Source organism: Lysinibacillus sp. NPDC093688, assembly GCF_050280145.1.
Classification (GTDB): domain Bacteria; phylum Bacillota; class Bacilli; order Bacillales_A; family Planococcaceae; genus Lysinibacillus; species Lysinibacillus xylanilyticus_B.
Window position 1 is genome coordinate 18,235 of sequence record NZ_JBNNUX010000039.1, and the last position, 21,698, is coordinate 39,932.

Below are 21,698 nucleotides of genomic sequence, written 5' to 3' on the forward strand. Positions count from 1 at the left end.
TATTTAAAAGGTGCATCCTCAAGAGGTAAATATCAAACCGAAGTGAGCGTGTGAACTAGGGGGTTCAATACTTGCTTTTGGTTTAGAATCCTCTCAAAATATTTGTAAGAAATGAATAGAATTATATTCGTACTAAATGTGCTCATTTTGAGTAGTTAAAAAACGTATATGCAATAGCATCTTTAACATTCATATTATACCGTAAAAAACATTTTTACGCCTGTGAATATTGTTATGACGATTATTAACATAAAATGTTTCAAAAAATTCATGTTTAGTTTTATAATGTAGTGAAGAATGGGGTGATGGTTGTGGCTAAAAAATTGAAGTCAGCTGAAGATTTTATGTATCATATTTATGTTCATGTGAATGAGGTCGATAAATTTGTTGTTTTTAGCGGGCTGAAATTCTCGCAATTTGTGGCTGCACTTGAACCACTGCATCACTTACTGTTATTGAAACATTCCTATGAAGATGGTTCCTTTAATATGCATACACAGTTTGATTATATACCAGAAGAGGAAGTACCTCAGTTTGTAAAAAAAGCTACCGAATCCAAAGAATTGTGTTGGATAGACTTTATGGATGAGAAGAGGCTAGACCAACTAACACCGATGGAACAAGGAGAGTTGCTTTACATAAGTCATAAAAAGGAACCGATTACTTCGCCATTTTTTAATAAATTACAAAATCGATTTGTCTACTATTCTTCAGATTTAGATAAAATGACTAAAATTTATTTTCGCCATTTAAGTGATTCCGATTTACTCATTGCTAATGTTTTGAACAGTTTGATTCGTGAAAAGGAACGTAGCACTGGTTTTTGGCGACGGAAGGTGAAATCGAGTATTCCTGCTATTTCGCCGGAATTTTTGCGTGCCTATCGTTCTTTTACTAAAGATGGGGCATTGTTATCATTGTATAGAATTGAAAAGCCTAAAGTAGCTTACGGTATCGAAATTCGCAATCTGTCAGAGTATTCCTACCCGGATGAGGTATGGGATGATTTAAAAAATACAATTTTGAAAAATGAGCACGATGAATTGATTTATATTATTTAACCGTTCATTTGTAAGCAGAATGAATATACACTAAATCTCACCGTCAAAATTACGGTGAGATTTTTATCGTCATTCAGTAATTGTTTTGATGTTTTGTGTAACGAAAGCAAGTGTCAGTTACAGGTGTTTTACGTAACGAAAGCGAAGCGTCAGTTACAAATGTTTTATGTAACGAAAGTAAAGCTTCAGCAATAAATGTTTTATGTAGCGAAAGCGGAGCGTCGGATACAATTACGCCAAGGCGAAATTGATGACATTTATCAAGACGTTTCATGATAAACTAATAGTACTCAAGAAGTATGTGGAGGGCACAAAAATGAAAAAAAGAATCGGTTTATTATACGGAGGAAAGTCAGCAGAGCATGAGGTGTCATTATCGACAGCACGTGCAGTCACGGGAGCTTTGAATTTCGAGGAGTATGAAGTATATCCGATTTTCATTACCCTTGAAGGAGAATGGCGCCGCGGTGAGCGTCTAAAAAAACCTGCAAGTACAATTGAAGAATTACAATTTGGTGGTAATGCCACTATTTTAGAAAATAATATTACAGATTTTTTAATGGATAAAGATGGTAAAACCGTGCAATTCGATGCGATTTTCCCATTGCTTCATGGTACTAATGGTGAAGATGGAACTGTTCAAGGTTTACTTGAAGTTCTAAATTTACCGTATGTAGGGAATGGTGTGTTAGCATCAGCAACTGGTATGGATAAAGTAATCATGAAGCAATTATTTGAAATTGCCGGCTTACCACAAGTTCCATATACGTATTTCATTCGTAGTGAATGGGCTAATGAACAGGCGGCTATCCTTGCTCGTTGCGAAGAAAAACTGGATTGGCCGATGTTTGTGAAACCTGCAAACTTAGGATCAAGTGTTGGAATTAGCAAGGCAACAAATCGTGATGAATTAGTGAAGGCTATCGAAATAGCCTTACAGTATGATCGTAAAATTGTCATTGAGCAAGGTATTATCGCTCGTGAAATTGAACTAGCTGTGCTAGGAAATGACTTCCCGGAAGTTTCTGTACCTGGTGAAATAAAACCAGTCACTGAATTTTATGATTATGACTCTAAATATAAAGATGGCTCAACAGTCCTTATTATTCCAGCAGAGCTTCCTGAGGATACAGTATCTAATTTACAGGAGCTAGCAAAACGTGCGTTCAAGGCTATTGATGGAAGCGGTTTAGTTCGTGCGGACTTTTTTGTGACGGCCGATAACAGCATTTATATTAACGAAGTGAATACAATGCCAGGTTTTACACCTGTAAGTATGTATCCGCTTCTTTGGCAACATACAAATGTAAGCTACCCAGAGCTTATTGATCGTCTGATTACTCTAGCGATTGAGCGTTTTGAAGAAAAACAACAGCTTCACTATAAAAAAGACTGAGTGGGATTATTGTGAAAAAAACATTAAAGCAGTTAGCTACATGGTTAAATGAAGAAGTACCAGCTTTTGGCGACACGGTCGTATCAGGAATTTCCATTGATACAAGAACCATTCAACAAGGGGACTTATTTGTTCCATTTCGTGGTGAGAAGGCCAATGGTCATAAATTCGTTCTGCAGGCTATTGAAAAAGGAGCCGGTGCTTCTCTTTGGCAGAAAGATGAACCAAATCCACCTCAAGGTGTACCATTACTCTTTGTAGATGATCCAGAAGTGGCGCTTCAGCAAATGGCACGTGCTTATCGCAGTGAGCATAAGGCGAAGTTTATTGGCATTACTGGTTCAAATGGTAAAACATCGACGAAAGATATTTTAGCAGGAACGCTAACACCATTTTTTAAAGTACAAAAGACAATTGGGAATTTTAATAATGAGCTAGGTTTACCTATTACGGTATTACAGCTAGATGAAGATACTGATGTTGCTGTACTTGAAATGGGTATGAGTGGGTTTGGTGAGATTGAGTTTTTAACGAAACTTGCTCGTCCACATATGACAGTGATTACAAATATTGGCGAGGCTCATATGCAAGATTTAGGCTCACGTGCAGGAATCGCTAAAGCCAAATTCGAAATAATCCAGGGAATGCAACCAGATGGAGTGCTGTTTTATGATGGAGATGAACCGCTGCTACAAGAACTAGTTGCGAAAGAGCAGCAGTTAAAGGCCGTGGCATTTGGCCTAGAGCATGGCAATCTATTGTTTGCAGACAATATTGAAGCAACTGCTGATGGTAGTAGCTTCTCTACGCATGGTGTGATTGAAGGAGATTTCTTTATTTCAGTTCTTGGGAAGCATCAAGTGAAAAATACATTAGTCGCAATGTTAATTTCACAACAGCTAGGTTTAAATGATGACCAAATTCGTGCATCCTTAAAACAAGTAGCTCTTACGGATATGCGCATGCAGCAAGTGAATGGATCAAATGGGGCATTGTTTATTAATGATGCATACAATGCTGCACCAACTTCTGTAAAGGCGGCTATTCAATTTGTCGCATCGACAACGATTCGCCTAGAAAAATGGCTTGTGTTAGGTGATATGCTTGAACTTGGACCAAATGAAAAGCGTTTCCATGAAGATTTATCGAAGGATATTCATGCAGATGAAATCGCTTATGTATGTTTATTTGGCCCACGAATGGCTTATTTAAATGAAGTCTTAAAAGAACGATTTGATGTCGACCACTTGCTATATGTAGAGGATGATTATACGCCAATTATCGAAAAACTACAGCAGGCTAACGAGGAGTCTATCGTTTTACTAAAAGGCTCTCGTGGTATGAAATTAGAAACGATCTTACGTGCATTTACGAAGTGAATTATGAACGGGCAATTAATGTGAGATAAAATGAAACAAGGAATCGGTGGGACATTCTCTCACCGATTCTTTCATTCATTGACGTAAAATGAGTTACACATTTAGAGGTGAAAGTAATGTCAGTAGGTGTGTTATGTATACATGGATTTTCAGGCGGACCTTATGAAGTAGAACCTTTTACTACCTATTTACGAACGCATACAAATTGGCTTATTGAAGAACCTACCTTATCAGGGCATGGAGAAGAATTACTAATGCGTGGTTTCACCGCCAAGCATTGGTTAATGGATGCCGAGCTTGCTTTTCGTGCTCTTGCCAAAAAAGTAGATGAAGTAATAGTAGTTGGGTTTTCAATGGGTGGCATTATAGCGCTCTATTTAGCCAAACGTTATAAAGTGAAAAAGCTCGTATTACTAAGCGCTGCTGCCAAATATGTGAGTCCGAAGCAACTGGTCAAAGATTTTAAAATGCTTGCCACTGAGGCATACCATCGTAATCTGTCTAATAATGAGCTGTTTTTACGATACCAGCATAAGTTTAATCATGTGCCACTATCCTCAACGATAGAATTTATGAAGCTTGTTCGAATGGTGGAGCCGTATTATAAAGATATTAAAATTCCGGTGTATATTGTACAAGGGAAATTAGACGGAATTGTGCCCTATCACACTGCTCGCTTTTTATATGACCAATTAACTTCTAACGAAAAAACCTTGTATTTTTCTGATACTGGTAAGCACCATATATGTTATGACGAAGATTGCACTGAATGGTTTTCTTACGTTTTGTCATTTTTAAAGGGTTCGTAAAGTAGTCAGATTATTACGACTCATGCGTTATCGTTGCATACGTTTTAATCCCATGTTAGACTAGTGTAAGCAATGGATACATTTTGTGCGAAGACTCTTCATATTTGATTGAAGAGTACTTTTTTTTGAACACAACGGTTTTATTCTAAAGTGAATAATTACGACAGAATCAAACCGCTCGGTAAAGACCGGGCTTTCCTTTTCATATAAGAGAGCTCTATGTGACATCATATAGGGAAAAATTTTAAGTAACGGAAACGTTCCACAACACAGGCTCGAATTTGCCGACAACTTCATCTGAAAATGTAACCATTTGTCAACTTAAAAGCAAAAAAAGGAGATTGAGAAGTTTGACAAATTTTTCAGAATTAAATATTAGCGAATCTACATTACGCTCTGTAAAGCGTATGGGATTTGAAGAAGCAACACCAATCCAAGAAGGTACTATTCGTTTTGCGATTGAAGGCCGTGATGTATTAGGTCAAGCGCAAACAGGTACAGGTAAAACTGCCGCTTTCGGGATTCCACTTATCGAAAAAATTGACCCAAAAAACCCTAATATCCAAGCATTAGTAATTGCTCCAACTCGTGAATTAGCAATTCAAGTTTCTGAAGAGCTTTATAAAATTGGTTATGACAAACGTGTAAAATTATTATCAGTTTACGGAGGTCAAGAAATCGGCCGTCAAATTCGTGCGCTGAAAAATAAACCACAAATTATCGTGGGTACACCTGGCCGAATTATAGATCATATCAATCGTCGTACTTTAAAATTAGAAGATGTTCAAACATTAGTACTTGATGAAGCAGATGAAATGTTAAACATGGGCTTTATCGATGATATTAATTCAATCTTAGAAAACGTCCCATCTGAACGTCAAACATTACTGTTCTCAGCAACAATGCCACCAGCAATTCGTAAAATTGCTGAAACATTTATGCATGATCCAGAAATCGTAAAAATTAAAGCGAAAGAATTAACAGTTGATAACATCGATCAATATTTTGTGAAGGCTGCTGAGCGTGAAAAGTTCGACGTTTTATCTCGTTTATTAAACGTTCACCAACCAGAACTTGCAATCATCTTTGGACGTACAAAACGCCGCGTGGATGAGCTTGCACAAGCGTTATCAATCCGTGGTTACCTTGCTGAAGGGATTCATGGTGATTTAAGCCAAGCAAAACGTATTTCAGTATTACGTCAATTTAAAGAAAATAAAATTGATATTCTTGTGGCAACAGATGTAGCTGCTCGTGGGCTTGATATTTCTGGTGTAACACATGTTTATAACTTCGATATTCCTCAAGATCCTGAGTCTTATGTTCACCGTATTGGTCGTACAGGCCGTGCAGGTAAATCAGGTCTTGCGGTAACGTTTGTAACGCCACGCGAAATGGGTTACTTACGTATCGTAGAAGAAACAACGAAAAAACGTATGACACCACTTCGTCCACCAACAACTGACGAAGCTTTAGTGGGTCAACAACGCCTATCTGTGGAGACATTAGAAGGTCTAATTGCGAACAACGACTTAGGTGATTATCGTATACTTGCGACAGAATTACTTGAAAACCATGATGCAATCGATGTCGTAGCTGCTGCACTTCGTTCATTAACAAAAGAGCCAGATGATTCGCCAGTAACAATTACTGAAGAACGTCCATTACCAATGCGTCGTGAGCGTTCTGGCAATCGTGGCGGAGATCGTGGACGCGGTGGCAACCGTAGCTCTAACGGACGTCGAGATGGCGGACGTGGCGGAGAACGTCGTGGTGGCGGACGTGGCGGAGAACGTCGAGATGGCGGACGCCGTGATGGAGGTCGCCGTGAAGGTGGACAAGGTCGTTCACGTGCACCACGTCGTCACGAAGATTAATTTTATCTTCATCAAAATGATTAAACCTTACAGTCAAAGTGACTGTAAGGTTTTTTTAACTTCTTTTAGCGGGTGTCTAAGCACCCGCTGAAATAGAGGGACTCAGTCTAAGAACTCCACGTCCTGTGGCAATTTATCTGTGCGAAAGCGAAGCGACAGCAACAAATGTTTTCTGTGCGAAAGCGAAGCGACAGCAACAATTACGCCAAGGCAAAATTGATAAAATTTTGAAACAAAAAGATAATTAGTTACGTATACATAGATAAGGAAAGAGAGGGATCGATTTTGAGATCAGAACCAATTCATAAGATTTCAAGGAAAGGGTTAACAGTGTGGCGTTTATATGGTGTATTGCAAACGATATTTCTTTTGATTGTAGCGGCTTTAGTATGCTACGGCACTTATTATTTTGAATGGCCATCATTTATTTATTTCATTGCAGTTGTTGTAGTTATACTTAGTGCTATTTTATCTGCTTATCTATTTCCGAAAGTAAGATGGGAACGCTGGCGCTATGAGGTGCGTGAACATGAGATTGAAGTGCAACATGGTTTATTCGTTGTTAAACGTACACTTATTCCAATGGTGCGTGTACAACATGTTGATACGGCGCAAGGACCGATATTAAAAAAATATGGTTTGGGTAATATTTCAATATCTACGGCGGCAACTGTACATACAATCCCTGCACTTGTAATGGACGAGGCTGACGGACTCCGTGCGCGTATTTCGGAATTAGCAAGGGTGGCGGAAGATGATGTCTAAGGAAATTAATCGCTTACACCCAGTATCGGCTGTTATTACAAGCGCAAAAGCGTTAAAAAGTATGATTTTCCCGTTAATTATTATAATAATAACTAATGGTTTTCACTTTTCGTTTAATTTCCATAGTGATAATTTTTGGCGAACAACTGTCTTATTCGGTATATGGGGAGTAGGGGCTTTACTAGCGCTTGTTAGTGGCATTGTTAAATGGCGTACCTTTGTATATTGGTTTGAAGATGGAGAATTGCGTGTAACGTACGGCTTGTTCGTTAAAAAGAAACGTTATATCCCATTCGACCGTATTCAAAGCTTAAATTACAATGAAGGTATTTTTCATCGACTATTTGGCTTAGTAAAGGTTCAGGTTGAGACTGCGGGAAGTAAGGATAGAAAGCCTGAGGTAGAGTTAACGGCTATACGAAAGGCTGCGGCTGATGCAATAGAGCTGGAAATGCGTCGTACAAGTAACCAAGGCACTGAACAGATGAATGATGAACAGTCGTCAATAGAGGAAGTATTAGCTCCGACGATTTATCATATGTCGATACGTGATTTACTTATTTTAGCAATAACTTCGGGTGGAATTGGGGTTGTCCTATCAGGGCTAGCGGCAATTATCTCTCAGCTTTCAGATATAATCCCATATGAGGAAATTTTTTACGAGCTAGCGGACTTTGCGAAAATTGGCGCATTGTTAGTTGCGCTAACAGTGATATTCAGCCTAATTGTGGCGTGGTTTGTGTCATTTATTATTACACTGATCAATTATTATGAATATACTGTCCGAACTGAAGATGAAAAGCTTATTATTACAAAAGGGCTACTTGAGAAAAAACGAATTACTTTACCGTTAAATCGAATTCAGGCGATTCGTATTGTAGAGAATCCATTGCGTCAATTATTTGGCTTTGCAACGGTTGTTGTTGAGAGTGCTGGGGGAAATGGTGGAGAGGGAAATGATAAAAAAATTACGCTTTTCCCACTTATCCAGAAGCAGAATTGTTTGGAAACGTTAGAGCAGATCTTCCCGGATGTAAATTGGCGACCAGAATTTATCTATTCACCAAATCGAGCTCGCCCATTTTTTTACCGAATTGATTTCATTTGGCTCATACCTATAATTGTCGCATGTAGTTATTTCTTTTATCCGTACGGGTTACTTTCGTTATTGTTAATTCCGTTAACGATATTAATTGGTATTTGGCAACATAAAACAGCTGCTTATATGATAGATGGAAAGCAACTAACTATGCAATATCGTGTGTTCAGTCGTATTACATTAGTTATGGAGAAAAAACGCATTCAATCTATTGGGACTACTCAAACGTATTTCCAAAAAAGAAAGAATATTATGTCTGTAAAAGCAACGGTAATGTCAGGCATGACTGGTATGACAGGGAATGTGCCAAACTTAGAGCAGCAGGATGCTGAAACAATAGTATCTTGGTACGAACATTGAATGCGAGAATTTGGCTAATCCTCACAATTAATGAGGGATTAGCCTTTTTTTATGAAGCATTAGATAAAACCTATGCCCTGATGCCCACCCCTGAAGGTGATGAGATGAATGAGGATGTGGTGGGTGTCTATATATCTACTACAACAACACACGATTGAGTGAAAAATATCGCTGTCGCTGCCGCTTCGCTTTCACGCAAAAAACATCTGTTGGCCCAAGTAGCTCATCGGATGCTCCTAGAAAAGAGCCTAGTTGAAACGGAGATCAACGACACGAGATGATGATCCTTTTTTACCTATAAATATGCAAATATTCTGTTTATAATAAAATTAATCAAACATAAGGGGTAGTAATAGAAACAGTTGAGGATGCGGAGCAATTTGTAAGAGCTGCGATGTAACAATACGCGGATCTATTAGGAGGGGAAGCTTGCGGGAGTGATTGGCTATCATCAAGTGAATTAGCTACATAAAAGGACAAACATTTGGTTATGGTACGAATAAAATGAAAGAAATGATATAACTCTAGCATAAAAATAAGAGGAGCAATCCTCGATGAAAGCTTATCATCAGAGAATGGCTCCACTTTGAAACTATTACTTACCCGCCATCTTTTGCTTACGCCAGCTTAAAATTCTTTTTGGATGTAAGTAGATGAGTCCAAGAAGGAATCCGGCTACTAAACCGCCCAAGTGAGCATAGATATTCACATTTGACTGTAGAAAAGTCATAATAACACTGATCACAATGATGGGTAAAATAAGTTTTCGAAGCATCGGCATTGTACGGCGTGTATAGTAGACAAGTGCTCCGAAGGCACCAAATATTCCAAAAACAGCTCCACTTGCACCAAGACTTGCATAGCTACTATCATATAGTAGATAGGTTGCCATGTCCCCTACAATACCGGACATTAAATAAATTGTAATAAAACGCGCCTTACCGGCAATTTTTTCAAGCTCAGGTCCGAATAAATACAGTGAAAACATATTAAAGAAAACGTGCAAAAAGTTAGCATGCAAAAACATTGCAGAAACAACACGCCACCATTCACCTGCTTGAATAAGGAAGTTCACTTGGACCCCATAATCCAATACACGTTCTCCTATTCCAGGTAAAATAGTTATTACATAAACAATTAAATTAACGGCTATTAATGTTGAAACAATCGGATAATACTTTGTATATTGCTTGAAATTTTCTGTTCTACTAAACATAACTCCACCTCAATTTACAATCATTATACATGGCTTTTTAGAAATAGGAAAAGGAGAAGTTCAAATGATTAAAGGAATTGGTCTCGATATTGTAGAAATTGACCGTATCACTAAAGCAATGGGGAGAACAAATAAATTTAAAGACCGCATTTTAACTGAAAGGGAAAGAGTGTTGTTTGATGCACATTCAGAAACTCGTAGGATAGAATTTTTGGCCGGACGATTTGCTGTAAAAGAAGCATTTTCGAAGGCATTAGGAACTGGGATTGGTGAAGAATGTAAGCTTCATGATGTTGAAGTTTTAAGAGGGGAAGCTGGTAATCCTGTTTTATATTTTAAAGGAGAGCTTGTAAATGGATTTGTAAGTATAACACATTCTAAGCAATACGCAGCAGCACAGGTCATATTATTGCAATAAAAAATGGTTCATCACCAAAAGTTGTGGATGACTTTTGTCAAAATGTCTACTATACAAATAGTTGATCTTCGTTACGACTTGGCGACTCCTTGGGGATTAGCGATAGAGGAACGAAGGCTAAAATCATCACATCCTGTGATAACGCCTTCGTGACCAACATCGTGTTGGCCCGAGACCCTGCAGCGAAGCGAAGCGGCTCATCGGACGCCCCCAGGAAGCTTTACTCTGTGCGAAAGCGTAGTGCTAACGTAGCGGCAGCAACAAAGCGCCCGGTCGGAACGGAAATCAACCACACGTTTTGCTGATGTGCTATTAAATAGTAAATAAATTTCTGAGTGAAGAACAATATATTGCCCATGTTCAAATGACATAACTGACAAATACGGTTCATATATTGTCGTAGTGGATTTGAAAGAAGGAAAGGGTGAAAGCGTGGGCAACCGAATAGTTAAATGGCTCGTCTTACTTTGTACGATATTACTTCTATCGGCATGTGGTACAGACTCACAGGAAAAAGTGTTGAAGAAAGTTAATGGGAAATGGGCAGAGACCAATGGTTATGAGTTAAATGCTACGATGGAGATTAAATCTGGTGGGGATCCGAAAAAATATGATGTAACTGTTTGGCATACGAAACCTGATTTCTATCGAGTGGAAGTAGTAGAAAGTGGGAAAGATGTTTCACAAATGATAGTGCGAAATGCAGATGGCGTTTTTGTTGTTACACCTACATTAAACAAAATGTATAAATTCCAAAGTGATTGGCCAAAGAAAAATAGCCAAGCCTATTTAATAGGTGCACTAGCAGAAGATTTAGCCCAAGATAAAAATTTAGTCATGAAAGAAGAGGACAAAGCATATATATTTGAAGCGGCTACTAGAAATAGCTATAAAAATAGTATGCCTCATCAAGTTATAACAGTTGATAAGAAAACGATGCTTCCAACTTCCGTAGTAATTATGAATGATGTAAAAGAAGAACAAATTCGTATCACATTTAAAAATATTAAATTAGGTGTTCAACACGCGGCTAAAGAGTATGCGGTTGAGCAATTTACAGAAAAAGATGAACCAAAAGGGGAAAAAGCTGCACCGACAGAAAAGGATAACAAGGAAGAAAAGGATAAAGGCGATAAAGAGAGCAATAATAATCCGAATGGAAATAAAGGGGAACAAGCAGTAAGTGCAGAAGCCGAAAATACAAAGTTCCAAACACATTACCCTGTTGTAAGTTTAGGAAATACGAAGATGGTGGATGAGAAAGTCATGCAAGAGGCTGGCATGGAACGTGTTATCTTAACATTCGACGGTGATAAGCCATTTACGGTTATGCAACAACCAGTTACGAAAGAAACTGCTATGATGCCGGTATCATCGCCTGGTGATCCGGTAGATTTAGGCTTTACGATTGGAGCTATTACAGATACTTCTATTAGCTGGGAGAAGGATGGAGTCGAATTCTTTGTAGCATCTAGTAAATTGACTCGTGAAGAAATGGTAGAAGTTGCCACTTCTATGACGATAGGTAGTATGAAATAATTTTTCTAGCTACAGCTTTCTATATGGAAGGCTGTAGCTTATTAAGAAAAATAATGCAGTTTTGATGAAAATTAACACTGTTTAGAAAGTGTTAAGTCATATATGATAAAAGTTATGTAGAAAATTAGTCTAAAATAGAAAACTTATAGTAAAACAGTAGAGCAAAGGCGATTTAATCAATACATATTGTTTTAATAAAATAAAAAAGAGGGTATTCTAATGGAGATACAGCAGTATTTTAGACCGACCAAAGCAATTGTAGACTTACAAGCAATTCAACAAAACATAAAAAATTTGAAAAAGCTACTTCGACCTAATGTTCAAATTATAGCTGTTGTAAAGGCAAATGCATACGGTCATGGAGATGTAGCCGTTGCAAAAGCGGCACTTGAGGCAGGGGCAACAATACTTGCTGTGGCAACGCCCGATGAAGCATTACATATTCGAGCGCACTTTGAAGAACCAGACATACTATTATTGGGTGCCTCTCCAGTTTCGTTTGTGCCATATGCTGCCCAGCAGCGCATAATCCTTACGGCGTTTGCAAGTGAATGGATACAGCAAGCTGCTCCGTTCATAGCTAATGAAGCAAATCCTTTACGACTACATATAAAAGTAGATAGTGGAATGGGCAGAATTGGCGTTCGTTCAGAACAAGAATTATTGGAACTATATCAAACAATACAGAGTACTGTAAATGTGGAACTTGATGGGATATTCACACATTTTGCGACTGCGGATGAAGAAGATACATCTTACTTCGATAGACAGGTACAATTTTTTGAGAAATGTGTAACAGTATTGCCTGAAAAACCTAGACTTGTTCATGCATCAAATACGGCTACATCCTTAGTGAAAGATGCACATTTACAATTTGATGCCGTCAGATATGGTATTTCAATGTATGGATTATCACCATCTTCTTATGTAGAAGGTATTTTACCATTTTCGTTACAGCCGGCGTTTTCGCTTGAGAGTGAGCTTGTTCATGTGAAACAGTTACAAGCAGGTGAATCAGTAGGCTATGGAGCTGCTTTTACGGCCCCTTCGGATATGTGGATTGGGACGATACCAATAGGCTATGCGGACGGAGTAATTCGTAAATTAGGCGGACAAGAAGTACTAATTGATGGACAAAGAATGCCGATTGTCGGACGAATTTGTATGGACCAATGTATGGTTGCCTTGCCAAAAGCATATGCTATAGGTGAGAAAGTAACACTCATTGGTCGCCAAGGACAGGATGTTATTTCAATGAATGAATGGGCAGCGAAGCTTGAAACCATTAATTATGAAGTACCATGCATTATTACAGCGAGGGTTCCTAGATTATACATTTGACTTTAAACTAAAAGCGGACGCAATTATGCCGAGGTGTAATTGATCTTAGGACAAATGAATACTATATCAGAGCAACTAAAAAACTTGGTGAATTAACTACTTACTAATCAGTAGGTTAAAGTACCAATTGGCTGAGCCGTTCATAATTTGTGACATTTTGCAAGATGAATAAATCGGCATTTACCTTCGACAACCTACATATTTTTACAACTTGGACTTTAAATTGTCAGATATTTTGTCATTTCGTGTCTTTTCAACGATATCTTTCAATGGTAGAATGGGTAGTAATGAAAAAGTGGATGGTTCCGTTGGAGGTGCTTGCTGTGTACGAGAAAAAGTTAAGAGAAGCTACAATTGCTGTTCAGGATAGACTATTTCTACAAACAAAGGAAGTAATTGAAAGTGAATCTTTTGCGCGTATTTTGTCGCGCAAAGTTTTAATGCAGGAGCAACCAAATCAAATACGGGAAGCTATGATGAAAGGATATGTTGAAATGTCTCATATAAATCTGAGTATCGCAAGTGAATGCTTGCACGCAGAATATGAAGCACAACATACAGTGGAGCGTCTCGTTAGCGGGGGATGACACTTTGAATGTAAAACGTGGTGACGTTTTTTTTGCAGATTTATCGCCGGTAGTTGGGTCCGAGCAAGGGGGCACTAGGCCGGTGCTGATTATTCAAAATGATATTGGAAATCGATTTAGTCCGACTGTCATCATCGCAGCTATTACTGCACAGATTCAGAAAGCAAAGTTACCGACGCACGTCGAAATTAATGCTGAAAAGTATGGTTTTGAACGTGACTCGGTTATTCTGCTCGAGCAAGTGCGGACGATTGATAAGTCAAGATTGACAGATCGTATTACACAACTTGACCATGCTTTGATGGAGAAAGTTGATGGTGCATTGATGATTAGTTTAGGACTTGTTAAATTTTGATATACATATGTGTATAGCGGCATCGAGATGAATTTTCATCTCGATGCTTTTTTGTATTGTACCCTCAAATACTTAATACCATAAATTGAAATCGCTATTCAAAAATGGTATTAATAGATTTAAGGTATACTCAAAATCTAAACTTAGAATAGATTTTTGAAAAAGTATTAAAAGGTTTAAAAAAATTTACATAGAATTTTACCTTCATTCAGCAACAATTATTTTCTGTGCGAAAGCGAAGCGGCAGCAACAAGGTATGTCTGTTCGAAAGCTAAATGCAAACGTAGCGACAGCAACCATTACCCTAAGGTAAAATCAATAATATAATTAAGATATTCAAAGTATTTAGTTAAGTCGCTCGAAAAAAGTGTAAGAGTATAACTCCGAAAGGAACTGGGGGGACAGCAGTGACAATTAAGTCTTCGGTTGAAATTATTACTGAGTGGGATATAGTAGCAGCAAGACAACTGGGGCGTGACGAAGCAAAGGCACTTGGATTTGACACTGTTGATCAGGCTCGAATCACCACAGCAATAAGTGAACTAGCTAGAAATATATATTTATATGCAAGGATAGGTGTCATTGAAATTGAGAAATTTGAGTCAGACACAGAGAAGAAAATAATTGTTATTGCAACTGATCAAGGACCAGGGATAGAGGATGTTCGGAAAGTGATGGAGGATGGTTATTCCACTTCAGGAGGGCTCGGTGCAGGTATACCAGGCGTTAATCGATTGATGGACAGTATGAATATTCAATCGGTTATTGGAGAAGGAACAACGATCAGAGCTGAAAAATGGCTGCGTTAGGATGTGGAGTTGTTGGACCGATTAGAATCTCAATATAAAACGATTTTGTCAGATTATATGGCTGATCAAACTGAAAAGAATTTGTATATTGCTCAAAATTTCACTCGTCAGTTAATCCAAAATAATATATCTCCAGAGGATGTTGTAAGTATTCATAAAAACGCAGTTGAAAAGCTATTTCCACGTAGAATGAGTGACGAACAGCTTGCATATGATTTTCTTATCGAAGTTATGGTGCATTATGGAATGGCTCATAGGGAGCACCAAAGCTTATTACAAAAACAAGCTGAGTATGAGATAGAAATGAAAATTGCCGCAAGTATCCAAAATACATTACTTAAAACAGAGGTACCACAACTTTCAAACATCGATATAGGAATGATATCTATTCCAATCCGGAAAATGAATGGGGATTATGTGCATTTTTTATATAATCGAGATGATTATTTGAGTGTAGCAGTGACAGATGTGGTAGGTAAAGGTGTTCCGGCCGCTTTATGTATGTCTATGGTAAAATATGGCTTAGAGGCATTGGAATATGCATATAGAGATCCTTCATATGTATTAGAGGTCATTAATCGAGTGATTGAAAAGAGTGTAGATGACAGTATGTTTGTGTCTATGTTCTACGGTTGTCTGGATATGCGAAAAAGTATTTTTTCTTATGCTTCTGCAGGTCACGAGCCCGCTCTTCATTACAGTGCTAAACGTGAAAAATTTATCCCTTTGGAATCGACGGGGTTATTATTAGGGGTGTTGCCAGATACGAACTATTCTTTTAACGAAATTGCCTTGGAAGAAAACGATATCGTAATCATGATGACGGATGGTGTTACTGAATTCAGATTGCATGATGAATTGAATTCACGAGAGGTTATTACGACATTACTATTTGAAAATAAATACTTGTCTGCTCAACAATTATGTAATCTTCTTTATAAGCAAATTGAAAAAATACAGGATTTTAAACTATCAGATGATTTTACAATTGCAATTATAAAAAAATAGTTATTTAGGTTTGATTTTTTGTAATTACGGGAATAGAAAAACAGTCTAACAAATTGGTGGAGGTGTGCTGTATGGATATGGCGATACACTTTAAAGAACTTGATAATAAACTATACGGATTTTTAGAGGGTGAAATAGATACTTTTACTGCTCCAGGACTCAGGGAGGAATTAGAAGCAGTGATAATTACTGAAGGATTAGAAATAGTACTTAATTTATCGAAAGTTAATTATATGGATAGTACAGGACTAGGTATTTTTGTAGCCTTTTATAAAAGAACGCTACGCGAGAATGGGAAAGTTAAATTGGTTGGTTTATCGAATAGATTACAAAGGTTGTTTGAAATTACTGGTTTAAGCGATTTAATGGATATTGAAACTGATAAAAAGGTGGAATTACGAAAATGAAGGAATTTGATTATATTGAGATAAGGGTTCCTGCAAAACCGCAATTTGTCAGTGTGATTCGATTGACGGTTTCTGGCTTAGCTAGTCGGATTGGATTTAATTACGATGATATTGAAGATTTGAAAATTGCTGCGAGTGAAGCGGTAACAAATGTTGTACATCATGCATATAAGGACGAAGAAGAAGGAGAAATCGTCATTGGTTGCGCGTTGTATGAAAATAAAATAGAAATGATGATCGCAGATTATGGTAATAGTTTCAATTTTGAGGAGATAAAATCGAAAATTGGGCCGTATCATCCGGAAGAGAGTATTGCGGGTCTTCGCGAAGGTGGTTTAGGGCTTTATTTAATGGAAACTTTGATGGATGAGGTGATGATAAATAACGATGGTGGCGTAACTGTTTTCATGACTAAGTATGTCGCTAGAGAGCAGGTGGAGGAAAATGTCGAAAGAATCACTACATAAATCTTCGTCTAAGGAAGATATACTAAAGTGGATTGCACTGTACCAATCAACGGAGGATGATGAAGCCCAAACAAATTTAGTGATTCATTATCGATATTTAGTGGAGTCCATTGCACGTAAATATTCAAATGGTAAATCTAGTCATGATGATATTACTCAAGTAGGTATGCTGGGGTTGCTAGGTGCAATAAGACGTTTTGATCCTGACGTTGGCCGAAGTTTTGAAGCATTCGCTGTTCCAACGATTGTTGGAGAAATTAAGCGTTTTTTACGTGATAAAACCTGGGATGTTCATGTGCCAAGACGGATAAAAGAATTAGGACCACGAATTAAAACAACAGTAGAAGCGTTGACAGTTGAGTTGCAACGTTCTCCATCTATTAAGGAAATTGCGGATCAATTAGAAGTAGAAGAGGAAGAAGTGTTAGAGTCTATGGAGATGAGCCGTAGTTACCATGCTCTTTCTATGGATCATTCAATAGAGTCAGATTCTGACGGTAGTACAGTAACTTTATTTGATATTATGGGTAAAGTAGATGATGGCTATGAAATGACCAATAAAAGAATGATCGTTTCTGAAGCAATGAGTATTTTAGATGAGAGAGAAAGACAAATCATTCAGCTTACATATTTAGAACAACTCACTCAAAAAGAAGTTGGGGAACGATTAGGGGTTTCTCAAATGCATGTATCTAGAATACAAAGGAAGGCAATAAAAAAATTACAAGAAGCTATCTTAGTAAGAGATGGTGTCTCGCTCTAAAATCTTTTAGCGAGAGGGGCTGTCCTGATATTGAAGGACTCTTGTTGTTGTCGCAGATATAAGCAATAGCATGAGCCAAGCAGGAAGTGTTAGCGAAAAAGCCTCTTTGTAATAAAAGAAATAGTTTACTCTTCCGTTAGAGTAGACTATTTTTTTGCATTTTTAGTAAAGTGTAATGGTAAAATGAAAAGAAAAAAGGTAGTGATGATGTGGAACAAAAGCAAATGTTACAGCTCATTGCAAAGGATGTAGCTGTTAAGCCAGGTCAAGCTGAGGCTGTTATTAAATTGTTAGAAGAAGGAAATACCGTGCCATTCATTGCACGTTATCGAAAAGAAGCTACTGGGTCCCTTGATGAGGTACAGATTAAAGCTGTAGAGGATCGTTATCATTACATACAGCAGCTTGAGCAACGCAAGGAAGAGGTTATACGATTAATTCAGGAACAAGATAAACTAACACCTGAATTAGAGCAAGCGATTCAAGCAGCAACTGTTTTGCAACGTGTAGAGGATTTATATCGACCTTATAAACAAAAACGCAGAACAAAGGCGACAATGGCGAAAGAAAAAGGGTTAGAACCTCTTGCAGATCTTCTATTAGAGTATCGTAATGATGCTTTAGAGAAATTAGCAATGGCCTTCGTAGATGAGGAGAAAGTTGCTGATGTAGAGGATGCATTAGCTGGGGCGCGAGATATTTTGGCAGAGCGCTTTGCTGATGACGCGGCAATACGTGAAAAAATTCGTACGTATTCTTGGAAAGATGGAGTACTCGTTACAAGTGTGAAGAATGCAGAGTCAGACGAAAAAAACGTTTTTGAAATGTATTACGAATATGAAGAACCAGTAAATCGTATTGTCCCTCACCGTATCTTAGCTGTAAATCGTGGTGAGAAAGAAGAAATCTTAAAAGTGGCGATTCAAGTATCGATAGATCGAGTATTGATGATTATGTGGAAGGAATGGATTCCGGCTACAGGTTCCTCTCCAGCAATTGCTGAAGTAAAGCTAGCGATAGAGGATTCGTACAAGCGTCTAATTCAGCCTTCTATAGAACGAGAGTTACGAAATGAACTTACGGAAAAAGCAGAGATGCAAGCTATTCACATTTTCTCTGAGAATTTACGTAATCTTTTATTACAGCCTCCGATGAAAGGGAAGTATGTATTGGGGGTTGATCCAGCGTACCGTACAGGCTGTAAGTTAGCTGTTGTAGATGAAACTGGGAAAATGCTAGAGGTTACAGCCATTTATCCACATCCGCCAAAACCAGATGTAGCAAAATCAAAAGCAGTTGTGAAAGCGATTTTAGCAAAATACCCAATTACTATAATTGCTATTGGTAATGGTACTGCCTCACGCGAAACAGAACAATTTATAGCTGATGTATTGAATGAGCTTGAAACGGATACCGCTTATGTTATCGTCAATGAAGCAGGAGCTTCTGTTTATTCAGCGTCTGAAATTGCACGTACAGAGTTTCCGAATTTACAGGTAGAACAGCGTAGTGCCGTTTCTATTGCACGTCGCTTGCAGGATCCGCTGTCGGAGTTAGTAAAAATTGAGCCAAAAGCAGTTGGGGTAGGTCAATATCAGCATGATGTCTCTCAAAAGAAATTGACTGAGTCCTTAACATTTATAGTAGAGACGGCTGTAAACCAAGTTGGTGTTGATGTTAATACAGCCTCAGCTTCTCTACTACAATACGTTTCTGGATTATCTAAAACAGTTGCGGAGAATATCGTGAAGGTGCGAGAGGAAAATGGACAATTTACTACACGTGCTCAACTAAAGAAAATTCCACGACTTGGTGCCAAAACGTATGAACAAGCAATAGGTTTCTTACGTGTGCCAGGAGCCAAAAATGCATTCGATGCTACGGGCATTCACCCTGAAAGCTATAGTGTAGCAGAGCAGATTTTAGAGGTTGCACAAATTGATAAAAAAGAGCTAGGGACGGAAGAGGCAGAGGAAGCCATTGCAAAACTAGATCAAGAAAAATTAAGTGGCATTTTAGATGTTGGGGTTGTCACAATACAGGATATTGTGGATACATTAATGAAACCAAGTCGCGATCCACGTGATGCATTCCCTCAGCCTTTACTGAAAACAGATGTTTTGAAAATGGAAGATTTACAAGTTGGGATGGAATTGCAAGGTACAGTGAGAAATGTAGTTGATTTCGGAGCGTTTGTAGACATTGGAGTGAAGCAGGACGGACTTGTTCATATTTCTAAATTACAAAAAAGACGTATTAAACATCCATTAGAAGTTGTTGCACTTGGTGATATTGTGACGGTTTGGGTAGAACAAATAGATGTCAATAAAGGGCGCATATCATTAACAATGCTGCCTCCTAAAGATCAAACTGTCGAAGCGTAATTAAACTTTCACTAATCGGGCTATTACGGGTAGTTAATCTCCCGCCTAACTTCTAGCCTTTACTAATTTGTACTTATAAATTACAGCCCGTTTAAGCGGGATAAATTTTACCACACTGTCTATACTATACAGTGTGGTATTCTTGTTGTTAGAGGTGATATAGATATGAACAATGAGGAACTTCAACATCTTGTTAGTCGAATATCATTAGAAAGTTTCCAGAAGCCGTTTATGCATCGAGCATATTTTAATTCAAGGTTACGTTCAACAGGTGGACGTTATCTTTTACAATCACACAATATTGAAGTTAACCCAAAAGCCTATGAATTGTATGGTATTAGTGAAGTAGAAGGGATAGTTCGACATGAATTATGCCATTATCATTTACATTTGGAAGGCAAAGGGTATCAGCATCGAGACAAAGATTTTCGAGAGCTATTAGGAAAAGTGAATGCTCCTCGTTTTTGTGCAGTATTACAAATCCCTAAGACATCTCCCAAAAAACAACGTCGACTGTATACATATACATGTGTAAAATGCCAACAATTATATGTAAGAAAAATTAGAATGAATGTGAAGAAATACTGCTGTAGCAAGTGTTTAGGACGTTTAAAACTAATAGAATGAAAAAAATAATAAAAAAGGGTTGACGTTTACTGTAGATGTCCCTATAATAGTAAAAGTCGACAAGATAACGACGACAAAACATGTGAATTATTCCGAAGTAGCTCAGTTGGTAGTAGCACCTGACTGTTAATCAGGTTGTCGCAGGTTCGAGTCCTGCCTTCGGAGCCATGGCCCCTTGGTCAAGTGGTTAAGACACCGCCCTTTCACGGCGGTAACACGGGTTCGAATCCCGTAGGGGTCATTTCATTATTTTAATTTATGAAAATATAGTAACATTGGTCCCGTGGTGTAGCGGTTAACATGCCTGCCTGTCACGCAGGAGATCGCCGGTTCGATCCCGGTCGGGACCGCCACTTATTGGGGTATAGCCAAGCGGTAAGGCAACGGATTTTGATTCCGTCATGCCCTGGTTCGAATCCAGGTACCCCAGCCATTGTTTATTGTTTTGAGCCATTAGCTCAGTTGGTAGAGCATCTGACTTTTAATCAGAGGGTCGAAGGTTCGAGTCCTTCATGGCTCATTTTTTAAGGAAAAAGATTGACTTTTCGGATTGTCGTAGTACAATAAGAAAGTTCCCAATCGAATGCGGTCGTGGCGGAATGGCAGACGCGCTAGGTTGAGGGCCTAGTGGGGGTAACCCCGTGGAGGTTCAAATCCTCTCGGCCGCACCAAGTCAATTTATGAATATATACAATATGCGCCCGTAGCTCAATTGGATAGAGCGTCTGACTACGGATCAGAAGGTTGTGGGTTCGACTCCTGCCGGGCGCGCCATTTTAATAAACATTATAATATCGCGGGTGTAGTTTAATGGTAAAACCTCAGCCTTCCAAGCTGATGTCGTGAGTTCGATTCTCATCACCCGCTCCAAAAAAACTTGTTGACATTCATACTTTTGTATAGTATGATATAGAAGTTGTCGCTTAGAAGCGACGTCATGAACCTTGAAAACTGAACAAGCAAAACGTAATCAATAAAGTTTTTAGTAACTAACCTTGAGTTGGTGAACGAAACAAAATTTTGGACATCAA

Annotated in this window: 20 protein-coding genes and 8 tRNA genes; 27 read left to right on the plus strand and 1 reads right to left on the minus strand. The window is 38.3% G+C overall.

Features of this window, described 5'->3' with window-relative positions; genetic code table 11:
- The first annotated feature begins 305 nt into the window (after positions 1-305).
- The 7 genes from ACQKN2_RS21255 to ACQKN2_RS21285 all read left to right on the plus strand — a co-directional run bounded on the left by ACQKN2_RS21255 (position 306) and on the right by ACQKN2_RS21285 (position 8,746).
- The gene (locus ACQKN2_RS21255; protein WP_427416716.1) at positions 306-1,061 is read left to right on the plus strand and encodes a hypothetical protein; all 756 of its coding nucleotides are present in this window, start codon (positions 306-308) and stop codon (positions 1,059-1,061) included.
- 316 nt (positions 1,062-1,377) lie between these two features.
- Positions 1,378-2,457 (plus strand): D-alanine--D-alanine ligase, encoded by a 1,080-nt coding sequence (locus ACQKN2_RS21260; protein WP_427416717.1) that lies wholly within the window; start codon positions 1,378-1,380, stop codon positions 2,455-2,457.
- An 11-nt stretch (positions 2,458-2,468) separates the two neighbouring features.
- On the plus strand, positions 2,469-3,836 hold the full coding sequence (locus tag ACQKN2_RS21265) for a UDP-N-acetylmuramoyl-tripeptide--D-alanyl-D-alanine ligase (RefSeq protein WP_427416718.1): 1,368 nt from the start codon (positions 2,469-2,471) through the stop codon (positions 3,834-3,836).
- Positions 3,837-3,952: 116 nt separating this feature from the next.
- A complete protein-coding gene (locus tag ACQKN2_RS21270) occupies positions 3,953-4,645 on the plus strand; it encodes an alpha/beta hydrolase (RefSeq protein ID WP_427416719.1) in 693 nt (230 codons plus the stop codon).
- Between the two features lie 350 nt (positions 4,646-4,995).
- Positions 4,996-6,522, plus strand: coding sequence for a DEAD/DEAH box helicase (locus ACQKN2_RS21275; protein ID WP_427416720.1), 1,527 nt, complete (start codon positions 4,996-4,998; stop codon positions 6,520-6,522).
- A gap of 285 nt (positions 6,523-6,807) precedes the next feature.
- Positions 6,808-7,287, plus strand: coding sequence for a PH domain-containing protein (locus ACQKN2_RS21280; protein ID WP_427416721.1), 480 nt, complete (start codon positions 6,808-6,810; stop codon positions 7,285-7,287).
- The gene (locus tag ACQKN2_RS21285) at positions 7,280-8,746 is read left to right on the plus strand and encodes a PH domain-containing protein (RefSeq protein WP_427416732.1); all 1,467 of its coding nucleotides are present in this window, start codon (positions 7,280-7,282) and stop codon (positions 8,744-8,746) included. Before ACQKN2_RS21280 ends, ACQKN2_RS21285 begins: the two co-directional genes overlap by 8 nt.
- Positions 8,747-9,341: 595 nt before the next feature.
- On the opposite strand, the gene ACQKN2_RS21290 is transcribed toward ACQKN2_RS21285, so the two are convergent.
- Positions 9,342-9,962: a rhomboid family intramembrane serine protease gene (locus ACQKN2_RS21290; protein WP_427416722.1), complete on the minus strand. Its 621-nt coding sequence runs from the start codon at positions 9,960-9,962 to the stop codon at positions 9,342-9,344.
- 64 nt (positions 9,963-10,026) lie between these two features.
- Between ACQKN2_RS21290 and acpS the strand changes: the two genes are divergently transcribed.
- From acpS to ACQKN2_RS21390, 20 genes are all read left to right on the plus strand, one after another.
- Positions 10,027-10,380: a holo-ACP synthase gene (gene acpS / locus ACQKN2_RS21295; protein ID WP_427416723.1), complete on the plus strand. Its 354-nt coding sequence runs from the start codon at positions 10,027-10,029 to the stop codon at positions 10,378-10,380.
- Positions 10,381-10,812: 432 nt separating this feature from the next.
- Positions 10,813-11,919 (plus strand): LolA family protein, encoded by a 1,107-nt coding sequence (locus tag ACQKN2_RS21300; protein WP_427416724.1) that lies wholly within the window; start codon positions 10,813-10,815, stop codon positions 11,917-11,919.
- Positions 11,920-12,138: 219 nt separating this feature from the next.
- Positions 12,139-13,260, plus strand: a complete 1,122-nt coding sequence (gene alr / locus ACQKN2_RS21305) for an alanine racemase (RefSeq protein WP_427416725.1) — start codon at positions 12,139-12,141, stop codon at positions 13,258-13,260.
- A gap of 299 nt (positions 13,261-13,559) precedes the next feature.
- On the plus strand, positions 13,560-13,847 hold the full coding sequence (locus tag ACQKN2_RS21310) for a hypothetical protein (protein WP_170939000.1): 288 nt from the start codon (positions 13,560-13,562) through the stop codon (positions 13,845-13,847).
- A 4-nt stretch (positions 13,848-13,851) separates the two neighbouring features.
- The gene (locus ACQKN2_RS21315; protein WP_049663446.1) at positions 13,852-14,202 is read left to right on the plus strand and encodes a type II toxin-antitoxin system PemK/MazF family toxin; all 351 of its coding nucleotides are present in this window, start codon (positions 13,852-13,854) and stop codon (positions 14,200-14,202) included.
- A 407-nt stretch (positions 14,203-14,609) separates the two neighbouring features.
- Entirely contained in the window at positions 14,610-15,011 is a 402-nt protein-coding gene (locus ACQKN2_RS21320) for an anti-sigma regulatory factor (protein WP_427416726.1), read from the plus strand.
- 12 nt (positions 15,012-15,023) lie between these two features.
- Positions 15,024-16,019, plus strand: a complete 996-nt coding sequence (locus ACQKN2_RS21325; protein WP_427416727.1) for a PP2C family protein-serine/threonine phosphatase — start codon at positions 15,024-15,026, stop codon at positions 16,017-16,019.
- A gap of 71 nt (positions 16,020-16,090) precedes the next feature.
- Positions 16,091-16,426 carry an anti-sigma factor antagonist gene (locus ACQKN2_RS21330; protein ID WP_427416728.1) on the plus strand — a complete coding sequence of 112 codons (336 nt, stop codon included), beginning with the start codon at positions 16,091-16,093 and terminating at the stop codon, positions 16,424-16,426.
- Positions 16,423-16,893, plus strand: coding sequence for an anti-sigma B factor RsbW (rsbW, locus tag ACQKN2_RS21335; RefSeq protein ID WP_323651459.1), 471 nt, complete (start codon positions 16,423-16,425; stop codon positions 16,891-16,893). The genes ACQKN2_RS21330 and rsbW overlap by 4 nt, the downstream gene beginning before the upstream one ends.
- Positions 16,871-17,656 carry an RNA polymerase sigma factor SigB gene (gene sigB, locus ACQKN2_RS21340; protein WP_427416729.1) on the plus strand — a complete coding sequence of 262 codons (786 nt, stop codon included), beginning with the start codon at positions 16,871-16,873 and terminating at the stop codon, positions 17,654-17,656. Before rsbW ends, sigB begins: the two co-directional genes overlap by 23 nt.
- Positions 17,657-17,865: 209 nt before the next feature.
- Positions 17,866-20,040 carry a Tex family protein gene (locus ACQKN2_RS21345; protein ID WP_427416730.1) on the plus strand — a complete coding sequence of 725 codons (2,175 nt, stop codon included), beginning with the start codon at positions 17,866-17,868 and terminating at the stop codon, positions 20,038-20,040.
- Between the two features lie 165 nt (positions 20,041-20,205).
- Positions 20,206-20,667 (plus strand): SprT family protein, encoded by a 462-nt coding sequence (locus ACQKN2_RS21350; protein ID WP_427416731.1) that lies wholly within the window; start codon positions 20,206-20,208, stop codon positions 20,665-20,667.
- A 91-nt stretch (positions 20,668-20,758) separates the two neighbouring features.
- Positions 20,759-20,835, plus strand: a tRNA-Asn gene (locus ACQKN2_RS21355).
- Between the two features lies 1 nt (position 20,836).
- Positions 20,837-20,908 (plus strand) — tRNA-Glu (locus tag ACQKN2_RS21360).
- A 36-nt stretch (positions 20,909-20,944) separates the two neighbouring features.
- Positions 20,945-21,020: transfer RNA gene (locus tag ACQKN2_RS21365), tRNA-Asp, on the plus strand.
- 5 nt (positions 21,021-21,025) lie between these two features.
- A tRNA-Gln gene (locus ACQKN2_RS21370) sits at positions 21,026-21,100 on the plus strand.
- 14 nt (positions 21,101-21,114) lie between these two features.
- Positions 21,115-21,187: transfer RNA gene (locus ACQKN2_RS21375), tRNA-Lys, on the plus strand.
- Positions 21,188-21,252: 65 nt separating this feature from the next.
- Positions 21,253-21,338 (plus strand) — tRNA-Leu (locus ACQKN2_RS21380).
- Between the two features lie 26 nt (positions 21,339-21,364).
- Positions 21,365-21,441 (plus strand) — tRNA-Arg (locus ACQKN2_RS21385).
- 22 nt (positions 21,442-21,463) lie between these two features.
- Positions 21,464-21,537, plus strand: a tRNA-Gly gene (locus ACQKN2_RS21390).
- Positions 21,538-21,698 lie beyond the last annotated feature (161 nt).